We start from the raw sequence: 14537 nt of genomic DNA, 5'->3' as shown, positions 1-14537 counted from the left end.
CTGGGCCCTGCCGACGCCTAGCGTCGCCTCATCGGGTCGTGACCAAACTGTGACTCTTGACATGAGGTCAAGACTTCTACCCAAAGAAACGGCGGGTCGCGACCCCACCAGACACGGCAGCACCAGCACGTGACACCAGAAACAACGAACCACTCAGGGAAGGCCCACATCGTGGCAGCACCACAGAACTACTTGGCCGTCATCAAGGTCGTCGGCATCGGTGGTGGTGGTGTCAACGCCATCAACCGCATGATCGAGGTCGGCCTCAAGGGTGTCGAGTTCATCGCGATCAACACCGACGCGCAGGCGCTCCTCATGAGCGACGCCGACGTCAAGCTCGACGTCGGCCGCGAGCTCACCCGTGGGCTCGGCGCCGGCGCCGACCCCGAGGTCGGCAAGAAGGCCGCCGAGGACCACGCCGAGGAGATCGAGGAGGTCCTCAAGGGGGCCGACATGGTCTTCGTCACCGCCGGCGAGGGTGGCGGCACCGGCACCGGTGGTGCGCCCGTCGTCGCCCGCATCGCCCGCGGGCTCGGCGCCCTCACCATCGGCGTCGTCACCCGCCCCTTCACCTTCGAGGGTCGTCGTCGCGCCAACCAGGCCGAGACCGGCATCGCCGGCCTGCGCGAGGAGGTCGACACCCTCATCGTCATCCCCAACGACCGGCTGCTGTCCATCAGCGACCGCGCCGTCTCGATGCTCGACGCGTTCCGCAGCGCCGACCAGGTCCTCCTGTCCGGTGTCCAGGGCATCACCGACCTCATCACCACGCCGGGGCTCATCAACCTCGACTTCGCCGACGTCAAGTCCGTCATGCAGGGCGCCGGCTCGGCCCTCATGGGCATCGGCTCGGCCCGTGGCGAGGACCGTGCGGTCCAGGCCGCCGAGCTCGCCATCTCCAGCCCGCTGCTCGAGGCGAGCATCGACGGGGCCCACGGCGTGCTGCTCTCCATCCAGGGCGGCAGCGACCTCGGTCTCTTCGAGATCAACGAGGCCGCCCGGCTCGTCCAGGAGGCCGCCCACCCGGAGGCCAACATCATCTTCGGCGCGGTCATCGACGACGCGCTCGGCGACGAGGTGCGGGTCACTGTCATCGCGGCCGGCTTCGACGGTGGCACCCCCGCCAAGCGGCCCGACGAGCGCCACATCGGCAGCATCCAGGGCCCGAGCAAGGCGCAGCAGGCGGCCAGCCTGGCCCAGACCGCGTCGGTCGGCGACCGCCAGCCCCAGCGGACCAACCACCAGCCCGAGCCGGTCCGCCAGGCCGTCCCGGTGGCCGCCGGTGAGCACCACCAGGGCGTCCCCAACGCCGCGAGCAACGGCAGCCCCGACTCGGAGCAGCGCCCGACCCCGCCGCGCACCGTCACCTTCGACGACGGTGACGACCTGGACGTGCCCGACTTCCTCAAGTGAGGCACTGACGCTCCACAGACGCCGAGGGCGACCGGTCACACCGGTCGCCCTCGGCGCGTCTACGGTGGACGCGTGTTCTTCTGGCGCGACGACGTGGCCGGCATCCGCCGGGCGTTCACCGACCGCTCCGGCGGGGTGAGTCTCCCCCCGTATGCCGGTCTCAACCTGGGTGGGCACGTCGGGGACGCCCCGGAGGCGGTGCGGGAGAACAGGGCTCGCGTCGCCACCGAGCTCGGAGTCACGCCCGAGCGGCTCGTCCTCATGGACCAGTGCCACGGTGCCGACGTCGCCGTCGTGTCCGAGCGGCCCGCGGGTCCGCTCGCCGTCGACGGGGTGGTCACCACCGAGCCCGGCCTGGCCCTCGCGGTGCTCGTCGCCGACTGCACCCCGGTGCTGCTCTGCGACGAGGGTGCGGGCGTCATCGGCGCCGTCCACGCCGGCCGCCCCGGGATGACGAAGCAGGTCGTCCGGCGTGCGATCTCGGCGATGCGCGACGTCGGCGCATCCAGCATCAGCGCCGTCGTCGGCCCCAGCGTGTGCGGTCGCTGCTACGAGGTGCCGCTCACCATGCGTGAGGAGGCCGCCGCGGTCAGCCCCGAGTCCCGGGCCGTGACATGGACCGGGACGCCCGCGATCGACGTCGCGTCCGGCGTCGTCGCCCAGCTGCGAGCCGCCGGGGTCGACGACCTCACCTGGGTCCGGGGCTGCGCCCGCGAGGAGCCCTCGCTCTACTCCTACCGCCGCGACGGGACCACCGGCCGCTTCGCCGGGCTCATCGTCCGGACCGCCACGTGAGCACCCGCCGCGACGAGCTGGCCGCGAACCTCGCCGCCGTCCACGACCGCATCGGGGCGGCGGCGGGCGCCGCCGGGCGCTCCGCGGCCGGGATCGAGCTCGTCGTCGTGACGAAGTACTTCCCGGTGAGCGACATCGACCTCCTCGTCGACCTCGGTGTCCGTCACATCGGGGAGAACAAGGACCAGGAGGCCCGGGCCAAGGTCGAGGAGCTCGCGCGCCGCGATGCCGTCACCGTCCACTTCATCGGCCAGCTCCAGTCCAACAAGGTCGCGCACGTCGCGGCGTACGTCGACGTCGTCCAGTCCGTCGACCGCGCCAAGATCGTCACGGCGCTCGACCGTGCGGCCGAGCGCGCCGGCCGGCGCCTCGACGTCCTCGTCCAGGTGGGGCTCGACGGCGAGGCCGGTCGCGGGGGAGCGGTTCCCGACGACGTGCCCGCGCTGGCCGACCTCGTGGGGGAGTCCGCCCACCTCGACTTGCGCGGCGTCATGGCCGTGGCGCCCCGAGAGGGCGAGCCGCGCGCGGCGTTCGCACGGCTGCGCGAGGTCGCAGACGGCATCCGCGAGCGACACCCGGATGCGACGTGGGTCTCCGCCGGGATGAGCGGCGACCTCGAGGCCGCCGTCGCCGAGGGAGCGACTCACCTGCGTGTCGGGACCGCAATCCTCGGAACTCGTCCGTCACTTGGGTAACTTCAATGTCGGACAGACGGCCACCCCGGTCGCCGATTCGTACTAGGAGTACTCATGGCTGGCGCGCTGCGCAAGACGATGGTCTACCTCGGCCTTGCCGAGGACGAGGCCCGTTACTACGACGAGGCCTATGACGAGTACGACACCGACGAGGCCGTCGAGGCCGACGAGCCGCGCGAGCGCTCCGCCGAGGTCACCCCCCTGAGCAACCGTCGCAGCGTGGCCTCCGTCGTGCGCACCCAGGAGGCCTCCGGCATCTCGCGGATCACGACGATCCACCCGCGCACCTACAACGAGGCCAAGACCATCGGGGAGAACTTCCGCGAGGGCACGCCGGTCATCATGAACCTCACCGACATGGACGACGCCGACGCCAAGCGCCTCGTCGACTTCGCCGCCGGCCTCGTTTTCGGTCTGCACGGCGCCATCGAGCGCGTCACCGCGAAGGTCTTCCTGCTCTCGCCGTCGACCGTCGAGGTCAACGCCGAGGAGTCCGCCGTCGTCCCCGGCAAGACCCTGTTCAACCAGAGCTGACCCCCGCGTCCCCGCGGCCACAGCCCGTTCGCGCACACTGTCGCCATGGACACCGTGTTGGCCCTGCTCGCGCTGATCGTCTGGCTGTACCTCATGGTGGTCTTCGGGCGCCTCATCCTCGACTGGATCCGGGTCTTCGCCCGGGACTGGCGGCCTCGCGGCGTCATGCTCGTCATCGCCGAGGCGATCTACACGCTCACCGACCCGCCGCTCAACGCGCTGCGCAAGGTCATCCCGCCGATCCGCCTCGGCGGCGCGTCGATCGACCTCGGCTTCCTCGTGCTGGTCCTCGGTCTCTACCTGCTCCTCGCCATCCTCTAGGCTGGATCGCTGAGTCCCTGCGTCTCCATGCCAGGGCGCGCTGAACCGATCCACACACAGGAGTTGACATGGCGTTGTCGCCCGAGGACGTCCTCAACAAGACGTTCACGACCACCCAGTTCCGCCGCGGCTACGACGAGCGCGAGGTGGACGACTTCCTCGACGACATCGTCGCCGAGATGCGCCGGATGACCAAGACCGAGGACGAGGTCCGCCAGCAGCTCAACGACTGCCGCGAGGGCCGTGGCCTCGAGCCCGTCACCGCGGCGATGCCGGTGCCCGCCGCCGGAACCGCCGACCGTTCTGCCGAGATCGCCACGCTCGAGGGTCGCAACTCCGAGCTCGAGGCGCGCGTGCGTGAGCTCGAGGAGCTCGAGGGCCGAGGTGACGCCGCACAGGACCAGGGCGACACCGACGTCTCCGGCCGCGCCACCGACCTCGAGAACCGGGTCAAGGAGCTCGAGGCCCAGCTCGCCGAGTCCGAGAGCCGGCTCGCCGACCTCCAGGGCGAGCGTGACTCCCTCGCCGGGGAGCGTGACTCCCTCGCCGGGGAGCGCGAGGGCCTCATCGGTGAGCGCGACTCGATCGCCTCGGAGCGCGACCGTGAGCGCGCCGAGCGCGACGCGGCGTCCGCGCAGGACGCCCAGGACGCCCAGGCGTCGAGCGACCGGGCCCACAGCGACGCCGACGAGCAGCTCGCCACCCTGAGCGCGCGGGTCGAGGAGGCCGAGCGCGAGGCGCAGAGCCGCATCCAGAAGGCCCAGCACGAGGCCGAGCAGGCGGAGTCCGAGGCCGCCGAGCGCATCGCCAGCAGCACGCAGCAGGGCCAGTCGCCCGAGGGTTCCGACGCGGCGGCGCTCGCCGGCGCCGGCGCGATGGGTGCCGGCTCCGCGGCCGGGGTCCTCGCCCTCGCCCAGCGCCTGCACGACGAGCACGTCTCCGCCGGCGAGAGCCGTCGCGACGAGCTCATGCGTGAGGCGCAGTCACGTCACGACGAGCTCGTGGGCTCGGCCGAGTCCCGTCACCACGAGCTCGTCAGCACCGGGCAGGCACGCCACGACGAGCTCATCGGCTCGGCGCAGGCCCAGCACGACGAGCTCGTGAGCACCGCGCAGGCCCAGCACGAGGAGCTCGTGACGTCGGCCCAGACGCAGCACGACACGATGCTCGCCGAGGCCAACGCCAAGCGCGAGGAGCTCATCACCGAGGCGCGGGAGCGTTCCACCGGGATGGTGCACGAGGCGCAGCAGCGCAAGGCCGCCATCCTCCAGGACCTCAACGAGCAGCGCACGGTCCTCGAGCGCAAGATCGAGCAGCTGCGCGGCTTCGAGCGCGACTACCGTGCCCGCCTCAAGAGCTACATCGAGAGCCAGCTCGCGGAGCTCGACCAGACCGCGGTGGACGCCGAGATCGAGGAGTCGTCCGAGCAGGCCACCTGACCGGTCGCCGACCGAGCACGCACGCAGGGCACCCGGGGTCACCCCGGGTGCCCTGCGGCGTCCCCTCCCTGCGTGTGCCGTGGGGGCGGCGTGGCAGGTCATCTGGCGTTTGGCGTTGTGATGGGCAGGTCGAGGGCTTATCATCTCGGCACGTGGTCGAGCCCTCGGGGCCCGACCTTTGTTGACGAGTGAGGACAGTCATGGCTGCCAAGGGCGCTCCCTCCGGGACCTCCACGACCGGATCCGGCAAGGCCTCCTCCGCGTTGGCGGTGGTGAAGAAGGCGCTCGGCCGAGGAAGCAAGCCGGCGGCCGCCAACAACGGGAAGGTCCCCGCCACCAAGGCCGCTGCGGCGAAGAAGGCGCCCGCCACCAAGGCTGCTGCGGCGAAGAAGAGGTCCGCCACCAAGGCTGCTGCGGCGAAGAAGGCACCCGCGACCAAGGCCGTTCCGGCGAAGAAGGCACCCGCGACCAAGGCTGCTGCGGCGAAGAAGGCTGCGACCACCAAGGCCGCTCCGGCGAAGAAGGCACCCGCGACCAAGGCCGTTCCGGCGAAGAAGGCACCCGCGACCAAGGCCGCTGCGGCGAAGAAGGCCCCCGCCAAGAGGGCCGCCGCCGCCCCGTCGACGACGACGGCCAAGCCCGCCGCCACGAGGACGGTCACGGCCAAGGCCACCCCGGCCGCGTCGAGGACCGCGGCCGCCGCCGCGAGGAAGGCCAAGCTCGTCGTGCGCGAGGACGAGTCGCCGTGGACCGCAGCCGAGCTCAAGGCGGTCCGTGCCGAGATCGAGGCCGACGTCGCCCAGCTCCGGGCCGAGCTGACCCACGCCGAGTCGGAGCTGTCCGAGCTGCTGCGCAACTCCGGTGACGGGGCCGGGGACGACCAGGCCGACGCCGGCGCCAAGACGTGGGAGCGCGAACAGGAGATCGCGCTCGCCGACAACGCGCGGGAGATGCTCCGCCAGAACGAGCACGCCCTCGAGCGGCTCGACGACGGCACCTACGGGGTGTGCGAGTCCTGCGGCCAGCCGATCGGCAAACTTCGCCTGCAGGCCGCACCTCGTGCGACCCTATGCATGCCATGCAAGATGAAACAGGAACGCCGCTGACGCCCAGCGCCCAGTCCACCACCGCACCGGCCCAGGACCAGGTCCAGGGCCGGTCTCGGCTGTTCACCCTCCTCGTGGGGGTCGGCGTGCTCACGCTCGTCCTCGACCAGGCCTCCAAGGTGTGGGCGCTGAGCGCCCTCACGCCGGGGCAGCCGCGCGAGCTCGCGGGCTCCCTGCTGCGCCTCAACCTCATCCGCAACCCGGGGGCCGCGTTCTCGCTCGGCGACGGCGTCACCTGGCTGCTCACGCTCGTCGCGCTGGGGATCGTCGTCTGGGTCGGCCGCGCCGCCACCCGGGTCGGCCACCGGGGGTGGGCCGTCACGCTCGGGCTGCTCCTCGGGGGCGCGGTCGGCAACCTCATCGACCGGATCCTGCGCTCGCCCGGCCTCGGCCGCGGCCACGTCGTCGACTTCATCGACTACTTCGGCCTGTTCATCGGCAACATCGCCGACATCGCGATCGTCGGGGCGGCGGGCTACGGCGCGGTCCTGGCCGTGCGCGGCATACCGCTCGAAGGGGTGACGCCCGGCCGGCACGAAGCCCACCACGGCGACGGCGACGCGGGGTCCGACGATGTCTGACAACCGCACCGTCCTCGTCCCCGAGGGCCTCCAGGGCGAGCGGGTCGACGCCGCCATGGCCCGTCTGTTCGGCCTCTCCCGCACCCGCGCCGCCGACCTCGCGGCCGACGGCGGCGTCAGTGTCAACGGCGCGAGCGTCGGCAAGTCCCACCGCGTCCACGGCGGCGACATGCTCGAGGTCACCCTGCCCAGCACCGACCCGAGCCCGACCCTCGAGGTCATCGCCGAGCCCGTCCCCGGCATGAGGATCGTCCACGACGACGACGACATCGTCGTCGTCGACAAGCCGGTCGGCGTCGCGGCGCACCCGAGCGTCGGCTGGACCGGTCCGACCGTCCTCGGCGGGCTGGCCGCCGCCGGCTACCGGATCTCCACGAGCGGCGCGAGCGAGCGCCAGGGGATCGTCTCGCGCCTCGACGTCGGCACCTCGGGCCTCATGGTCGTCTGCAAGAGCGAGCGCGGCTACTCGCTGCTCAAGCGGGCCTTCAAGGAGCGCCGGGTCGACAAGACGTACCACACGCTCGTCCAGGGGCTCCCCGACCCGCTCGTCGGCACCATCGACGCCCCCATCGCCCGTCACCCGGGCCACGACTACAAGTTCGCGGTGATGGAGTCGGGCAAGGCCGCCGTCACCCACTACGAGCTCATCGAGGCGTTCCGGCACGCGAGCCTGCTCGAGGTCCGCCTCGAGACCGGTCGCACCCACCAGATCCGGGTCCACTTCTCGGCGCTGCGCCACCCGTGCGTCGGCGACCTCACGTACGGCGCGGACCCGACCCTGGCCAGGAAGCTCGGGCTCGAGCGCCAGTGGCTGCACGCCGTCGGCCTCGGGTTCGAGCACCCCGGGAGCGGCGACTGGGTCACCTACGAGAGCACCTACCCGGCCGACCTGCAGAGCGCCCTGGACCGCCTCTGAGCCAGCGGGACGGCATACACCATCCGTCCCATCCGTCACTCGGTGGCGCGTCCGTCGGCGCTGTCGCCGGACCGTCTTAGGATGGGCGACGATGTCCTCGCCTACCTCCACCCCAGCCCCGGACCGCACGGACAACTTCGTCCACCTGCACGTCCACACCGAGTACTCCATGCTCGACGGAGCGGCGCGGATCGGCGACCTGTTCCAGCGCGCCGGCGAGCTCGGGATGCCGGCGCTCGCCATGACCGACCACGGCTACCTCTACGGCGCCCACGAGTTCTGGCGCAAGGCCCAGGGCACCGGCGTCAAGCCGATCATCGGCCTCGAGGCCTACGTCACGCCCGGGACGCACCGCACCGACAAGACCCGCGTCAAGTGGGGCGACGAGCGCACCCGCCCGGGCGACGACGTGTCCGGCTCGGGCGCCTACACGCACATGACGCTGCTCGCCAAGAACAACAACGGGCTGCGCAACCTCTTCCGGATGGACAGCCAGGCCTCGCTCGACCAGGTCTACGCGAAGTGGCCGCGCCTGGACCGCGAGCTCCTCAGCGAGTACGGCCAGGGCCTCGTCGCGACGACCGGCTGCCCCTCCAGCGAGATCCAGACCCGCCTGCGCCTGGGCCAGTACGACCTCGCGAAGCAGGCGGCCAGCGACTTCCGCGACATCTTCGGCGCCGAGAACTACTTCTGCGAGGTCATGGACCACCAGAACGAGATCGAGCGCCGCACGATCAAGGACCTCCTGCGCCTCGCCAAGGAGCTCGACCTCCCGCTCCTCGCCACCAACGACAGCCACTACACCTACCCCGAGGACGCGACCGCCCACGGCGCGCTGCTGTGCGTGCAGTCGGGCTCGACCCTCATGGACCCCAACCGGTTCAAGTTCGACGGTGACGGCTACTACCTCAAGTCCGCGGCCGAGATGCGGCACACCTGGCGCGAGCTCCCGCAGGCGTGCGACAACACCCTGCTCGTCGCCGACATGTGCGAGGTCTCCTTCACCGAGGGCGAGGGCCGCTACATGCCGCGGTTCTCCTGCCCGCCGGGGGAGAGCGAGGAGTCCTGGTTCGTCAAGGAGGTCCAGACCGGCCTGGGCGGCCGTTTCCCCGACGGCATCCCCGAGTACGCGCAGAAGCAGGCCGACTACGAGATCGAGGTCATCGCCTCCAAGGGCTACGCCTCCTACTTCCTCGTCGTCGCCGACTTCATCAACTGGGCCAAGGCCCAGGGCATCCGGGTCGGCCCGGGTCGTGGCTCCGGTGCCGGGTCCATGTGCGCCTACGCGATGAAGATCACCGACCTCGACCCGATCCCGCACGGGCTGATCTTCGAGCGGTTCCTCAACCCCGAGCGCGCGTCCATGCCCGACTTCGACATCGACTTCGACGAGCGCCGGCGCGGCGAGGTGATCCGCTACGTCACCGAGAAGTACGGCTCCGAGCGGGTCGCGCAGATCGTCACCTACGGCACGATCAAGGCCAAGCAGGCGGTCAAGGACTCGGCCCGCGTCATGGGCCACCCGTTCAACGTCGGCGAGCAGCTCACCAAGGCCATGCCGGCCGACGTCATGGGCAAGGGCGTGCCGCTCTCGGGCATCTACGACCCCGAGCACCCCCGGTTCGCCGAGGGCAGCGAGTTCCGCTCGCTCGTCGAGACCGAGCCGCACTTCAAGGAGATCGTCGAGACCGCGAAGGGCCTCGAGGGGCTGAAGCGCCAGTGGGGCGTCCACGCCGCCGGCGTCATCATGAGCAGCGAGCCGCTCATCGACGTCATCCCGATCATGAAGCGGCTCCAGGACGGCCAGGTCCTCACCCAGTTCGACTACCCGACCTGCGAGACGCTCGGCCTCGTCAAGATGGACTTCCTCGGCCTGCGCAACCTCACCATCCTCGACGACGCCATCGAGAACGTGAAGACCAACCGCGGCGAGGACCTCGACCTCGACGCCCTGTCCAAGGACATGACCGACAAGGCCACCTACCAGCTGCTCTCGCGCGGCGACACCCTCGGTGTCTTCCAGCTCGACGGCGGCGGCATGCGGACCCTGCTCAAGCTCATGCAGCCGGACACCTTCGAGGACATCTCCGCCGCCCTCGCGCTCTACCGCCCGGGTCCGATGGGTGTCAACGCGCACACCAACTTCGCGCTGCGCAAGAACGGCAAGCAGGAGCTCACGCCCCTCGACCCGCAGCTCAAGGGCAAGCTCCAGCAGGAGATGATCGACGCCCTCCTGCCGCTTCTCAGCACGACCTACGGCCTGGTGATCTACCAGGAGCAGGTCATGGAGATCGCCCAGAAGCTCGCCGGCTACACGCTCGGCAACGCCGACCTCCTGCGCCGCGCCATGGGCAAGAAGAAGAAGGAGGTGCTCGACGCCGAGTACGTCCCCTTCTCCCAGGGCATGAAGGCCAAGGGCTTCACCGAGGCCTCGATCGCCGCCCTCTGGGGCGTCCTCGTCCCCTTCTCGGACTACGCGTTCAACAAGGCCCACACCGCGGCCTACGGGCTCGTCTCGTACTGGACCGCGTACCTCAAGGCGAACTACCCGGCCGAGTACATGGCCGGCCTGCTCACCAGCGTCGGCGACGACAAGGACAAGTCGGCGCTCTACCTCGGTGAGTGCCGCCGCATGGGCATCAAGGTGCTCCCGCCCGACGTCAACGACTCGGTCGCGCGCTTCGCCGCCGTCGGCACCGACATCCGCTTCGGCATGGCGGCCATCCGCAACGTCGGCCACAACGTCGTCGAGGCGATCATCGCCGCGCGGGCGGACAAGGGCGCGTTCACCTCGTTCCGCGACTTCCTCTCCAAGTGCCCCGCCGTGGTGTGCAACAAGCGGACGATCGAGTCGCTCATCAAGGGCGGGGCGTTCGACGGGCTGGGCGAGACGCGGGCCGGACTGCTCCGGGTGCACGAGGAGTACGTCGACGCGTTCGTCGCGATCAAGCGCCAGGAGGCGATCGGCCAGGACTCACTCTTCGGGCTGATGGGGGGCGACGACGGCGATGGTTCTGGTGGCGGCGACGCGACGATGATGGGCCTGACCCCGGTCCCCGCGGTCGAGTGGGACAAGTCGACGCTCCTCCAGTTCGAGCGCGAGATGCTCGGCCTCTACGTCTCCGACCACCCGCTGTTCGGGGTCGAGCACGTCCTCGCCCAGCACGCCGACACCGCCATCGCGAGCCTCAGCGCCGAGGACGGCAAGCCCGAGGGCTCGATGGTCACCGTCGCGGGGCTCATCACCGGGCTCCAGATCAAGCGCACCAAGAAGGGCGACCTCTGGGCGATCGCCACCGTCGAGGACCTCGAGGGCGCCATCGAGTGCCTCTTCTTCCCCAGCGCCTACCTCACCGTGTCGACGATGCTCTCCCAGGACGTCGTCGCCGTCGTCCGGGGCAAGCTCAACCGGCGCGACGACTCCGTGTCCCTCTACGCCCAGGAGCTCACCCTCCCGGAGATCACCGAGGGTCCCCGCGGCCCGGTGGTCGTGACCCTCGACACGATGCGCGCGACGACCGGCCGGATGGAGGAGCTCAAGGGCGTCCTGTCCAACCACCCGGGCGCGACCGAGGTCCACCTCAAGCTGACCAAGCCCGGCCGGACCACCCTCATCCGGCTCGACGACGCGTTGCGCGTCGACGCGACCGAGTCGCTCTTCGGCGACCTCAAGGTGCTCCTCGGCCCGAGGTGCCTCACCGGTGGCTGACCTGCGCATCGAGCCGCCCCGGGCGGCCACCCGCGAGCACGTGCGCGAGCACCACGGGGACCGGGTCGTCGACCCCTACGAGTGGCTGCGCGACGGCGACGACCCCGAGGTGCTGGCCCACCTCGAGGCCGAGAACGCCTACGCCGACGCCCGCACCGCGCACCTGCAGCCGTTGCGGGACAGCATCTTCGGCGAGATCAAGTCACGCGTGCTCGAGACCGACCTGTCGGTGCCGGTGCGCTCCGGTCCGTGGTGGTACTACTCGCGCACGGTCGAGGGCCAGCAGTACGCCATCCAGGCCCGCGTCCCCGTGCTCGACCCCGCCGTCCGCCCGGTCGTGACCCCGGACCAGGTCCCGGCCGGCGAGCAGGTCCTCGTCGACGGCAACGTCGAGGCCGGGGACTCGGAGTTCTTCTCGATCGGCGCCCTCTGCGTGAGCGCCGACCACGACCGCCTCGCCCTGGCCACCGACACGACCGGTGACGAGCGCTTCGACCTCGTCGTGCGCGACCTCACCACGGGGGAGACGCTCGACGCGTCGCTCACCGGGATCGGCTACGGCGTCGAGTTCTCCCGCGACGGCGGGACGGTCTACTACACCCGTCTCGACGACGCGTGGCGCCCGCACCAGCTGTGGCGTCACGTCGTCGGCACCGACCCCGAGGGCGACGTCCTCGTGCACGAGGAGGCCGACGAGCGCTTCTGGATGGGCATCGGCGTCAGCCGCGACGAGCGCTGGCTGGTCCTCGCGCTCGGCTCCAAGACGACGTCCGAGGTGCACCTCCTCGACGCGCGCACGCCCGAGGCCGACTTCCGGGTCGTCGCGCCCCGTCGCGACGGTGTCGAGTACGACGTCGAGCCCGCCGCCGACCACCTCCTCATCGTCCACAACACCGACAACCCCGACTCCGACCTCGCGTGGGCGCCGCTCGACACGACGAGCCCCGACCAGTGGCGTCCGCTGATCGCGGCCGGCGAGGGTGAGCGGTTCATCGGCGTCGACGCGTTCGACGGGGTGGCCGTGCTCGCCCTGCGCCGCGGTGGGATCACCGCGCTGTCGCTCCTCACCGCCGATCCCGCGAGCCCGTCGAGGTATGCCGCGCCCGTCCCGGTCGAGTTCGAGGAGCCGATCTACTCGGTCGGCCTCGGCGACAACCCCGAGCCGGGACAGACCGCGCTCCAGGTCGTCTACGAGTCGTTCGTCACCCCCCGCACCGTCCTCGAGCTCGACCTGGCGACAGGGGAGCGCACGGTGCTCAAGCAGCAGCCGGTCCTCGGTGACGTCGACCTGGCCGACTACGTCCAGCGCCGCGAGTGGGCGACGGCCGCCGACGGCACGCAGGTCCCGATCTCGGTGGTCCACCGGAGGGACCTGCGACCGGACGGGACGCACCCGGGCCTGCTCACGGCATACGGCGCCTACGAGCACTCCAGCGACCCCTACTTCTCCGTCGCGCGCCTCTCACTGCTCGACCGCGGTGTCGTCCACGCGACGGCGCACGTGCGCGGTGGCGGTGAGATGGGGCGCCACTGGTACGACGAGGGCAAGCTGCTCGCCAAGCCCAGGACGTTCAGCGACACCGTCGCCTGCGCCGACCGGCTCGTCGAACTGGGATGGGTCGCGCCGGACCGGCTGGGGCTCGAGGGCGGTTCGGCCGGTGGCCTGCTCGTCGGTGCGGTGCTCAACCTCGCTCCGGACCGCTTCCGGGTCGCCCACGGCGCGGTGCCGTTCGTCGACGCCCTGACGACCATCCTGCGGCCGGACCTGCCGCTGACCGTGGGGGAGTGGGAGGAGTGGGGCAACCCGCTCGAGGACCCCGAGGTCTATGCGGTGATGAAGGCCTACACGCCGTACGAGAACGTTGCGGCGCAGGCCTATCCGGCGATCCTCGCCACGACGAGCCTCAACGACACCCGCGTCTACTTCACCGAGGCCGCCAAGTGGGTGGCGCGGCTGCGGGCGACCGTCACCAACGACGAGGCGACCCGGCCGATCCTCCTGCGCACCGAGATGGCCGCCGGCCACGGGGGTCGCAGCGGGCGCTACGCGGCGTGGGAGCAGGTCGCGTGGGAGTGGGCGTTCGTGCTCGACCAGCTGGGGGCGACCTCACGCCTTCCGCGGGTGCACGAGGACCAGCGGGCAGGCGGTGCGGCCGAGGAGCCGGTTCGAGACTGAGCCGAGGTGCAGCCCGGGGAACCCGCCCGTGCCGCGGGCTCCGACGACCACGAGGTCGGCGGTGTCGGCTGCGTCGATGAGCGCGGCCACCGGTGAGCTGCGCACCACGTGGTGCACGACCTTGACGGCGGGGTGCTCGGCGCTCATCGCGGAGATCTCGCGGCTGACGGCCTGCTCCAGACCTCCCTCGTAGGCCGGCCAGCTCGAGTCGGTCTGCAGGGTCGGGTCCTCGGGGCCCTTGGCCTCCCAGGCGTGGACGACGACGAGCTCGGCGTCGCGCTGGGCGGCGTGGTCGAAGGCGGTGCGCAGGGCCGCCATCGACGGCTTCGAGCCGTCCACCCCGACGACGACGCGGTGGTGGAGTGCCTCGGTGTGTCCCTCGTGCCCGACGATGACGACCGGGCAGGTGGCGTGGGCGGCGACCTGCTGGGCGACGGCACCGATGGTGGCCCGGCTGAGCAGCCCGTGGCCGACGGCGCCGAGGACGACGAGCGCGGCGTCGTGGGAGGCGGCGACGAGTGAGCGGGAGGCGTAGCCGGGCGGCAGCGACGTCGTCACGGTGATGCCGCGGTCGACCGCGTGGGCGCGCGCCGTCGCCGTGGCGAGGAGCCGCTCGCCCTCGCTGCGGATCGAGCTCTGGTCGGTCGTGCCGAAGCCGAGCATGGGGATGTCGGGGGCGAAGGCGTGGATGAGGTGCAGGCTCATCGACCGCGCCGCGGCCTGCTCGGCGGCCCAGGCGAGGGCGGCCCAGCCGTGCGCGGACCCGTCGATGCCGACGACGATCCGCGACTTGGGTGCGGGTGAGGTGGTGCCGCTCATCAGTTCCTCCACGGGAGAAGTGGACCGGGCGGC

12 protein-coding genes are annotated in these 14537 nt (G+C 71.2%); 11 read left to right on the top strand and 1 reads right to left on the bottom strand.

From position 1 onward, the window contains the following. Positions 1-171: 171 nt before the first annotated feature. From ftsZ to AC3EU2_RS00395, 11 genes are all read left to right on the top strand, one after another. Entirely contained in the window at positions 172-1413 is a 1242-nt protein-coding gene (gene ftsZ, locus AC3EU2_RS00445; RefSeq protein ID WP_488177782.1) for a cell division protein FtsZ, read from the top strand. A 72-nt stretch (positions 1414-1485) separates the two neighbouring features. Further along, entirely contained in the window at positions 1486-2208 is a 723-nt protein-coding gene (pgeF, locus tag AC3EU2_RS00440; protein ID WP_488177781.1) for a peptidoglycan editing factor PgeF, read from the top strand. Beyond that, a complete protein-coding gene (locus tag AC3EU2_RS00435) occupies positions 2205-2903 on the top strand; it encodes a YggS family pyridoxal phosphate-dependent enzyme (RefSeq protein ID WP_488177780.1) in 699 nt (232 codons plus the stop codon). The genes pgeF and AC3EU2_RS00435 overlap by 4 nt, the downstream gene beginning before the upstream one ends. 54 nt (positions 2904-2957) lie before the next feature. Further along, the gene (locus AC3EU2_RS00430; protein WP_488177779.1) at positions 2958-3437 is read left to right on the top strand and encodes a cell division protein SepF; all 480 of its coding nucleotides are present in this window, start codon (positions 2958-2960) and stop codon (positions 3435-3437) included. 45 nt (positions 3438-3482) lie between these two features. Beyond that, positions 3483-3758: a YggT family protein gene (locus AC3EU2_RS00425; protein WP_488177778.1), complete on the top strand. Its 276-nt coding sequence runs from the start codon at positions 3483-3485 to the stop codon at positions 3756-3758. A 68-nt stretch (positions 3759-3826) separates the two neighbouring features. Then, positions 3827-5197 carry a DivIVA domain-containing protein gene (locus AC3EU2_RS00420; RefSeq protein WP_488177777.1) on the top strand — a complete coding sequence of 457 codons (1371 nt, stop codon included), beginning with the start codon at positions 3827-3829 and terminating at the stop codon, positions 5195-5197. Positions 5198-5397: 200 nt separating this feature from the next. Continuing rightward, the gene (locus tag AC3EU2_RS00415) at positions 5398-6303 is read left to right on the top strand and encodes a TraR/DksA family transcriptional regulator (RefSeq protein WP_488177776.1); all 906 of its coding nucleotides are present in this window, start codon (positions 5398-5400) and stop codon (positions 6301-6303) included. After that, positions 6276-6884 (top strand): signal peptidase II, encoded by a 609-nt coding sequence (gene lspA, locus AC3EU2_RS00410; RefSeq protein WP_488177775.1) that lies wholly within the window; start codon positions 6276-6278, stop codon positions 6882-6884. Before AC3EU2_RS00415 ends, lspA begins: the two co-directional genes overlap by 28 nt. Continuing rightward, positions 6877-7800, top strand: a complete 924-nt coding sequence (locus tag AC3EU2_RS00405; protein ID WP_488177774.1) for an RluA family pseudouridine synthase — start codon at positions 6877-6879, stop codon at positions 7798-7800. The genes lspA and AC3EU2_RS00405 overlap by 8 nt, the downstream gene beginning before the upstream one ends. Before the next feature lie 91 nt (positions 7801-7891). After that, positions 7892-11509 carry a DNA polymerase III subunit alpha gene (gene dnaE, locus AC3EU2_RS00400; protein WP_488177773.1) on the top strand — a complete coding sequence of 1206 codons (3618 nt, stop codon included), beginning with the start codon at positions 7892-7894 and terminating at the stop codon, positions 11507-11509. After that, entirely contained in the window at positions 11502-13685 is a 2184-nt protein-coding gene (locus tag AC3EU2_RS00395) for a S9 family peptidase (RefSeq protein ID WP_488177772.1), read from the top strand. Before dnaE ends, AC3EU2_RS00395 begins: the two co-directional genes overlap by 8 nt. Here the strand turns inward: AC3EU2_RS00395 and AC3EU2_RS00390 are convergent. Further along, a complete protein-coding gene (locus tag AC3EU2_RS00390; protein WP_488177771.1) occupies positions 13617-14504 on the bottom strand; it encodes a universal stress protein in 888 nt (295 codons plus the stop codon). The genes AC3EU2_RS00395 and AC3EU2_RS00390 overlap by 69 nt on opposite strands. Between the last annotated feature and the right edge of the window lie 33 nt (positions 14505-14537).

The organism is Knoellia sp. B-D-2, assembly GCF_057714695.1.
Note: the sequence above shows the minus strand (reverse complement) of the source record. Positions and strands in the feature narration are given on the sequence as shown.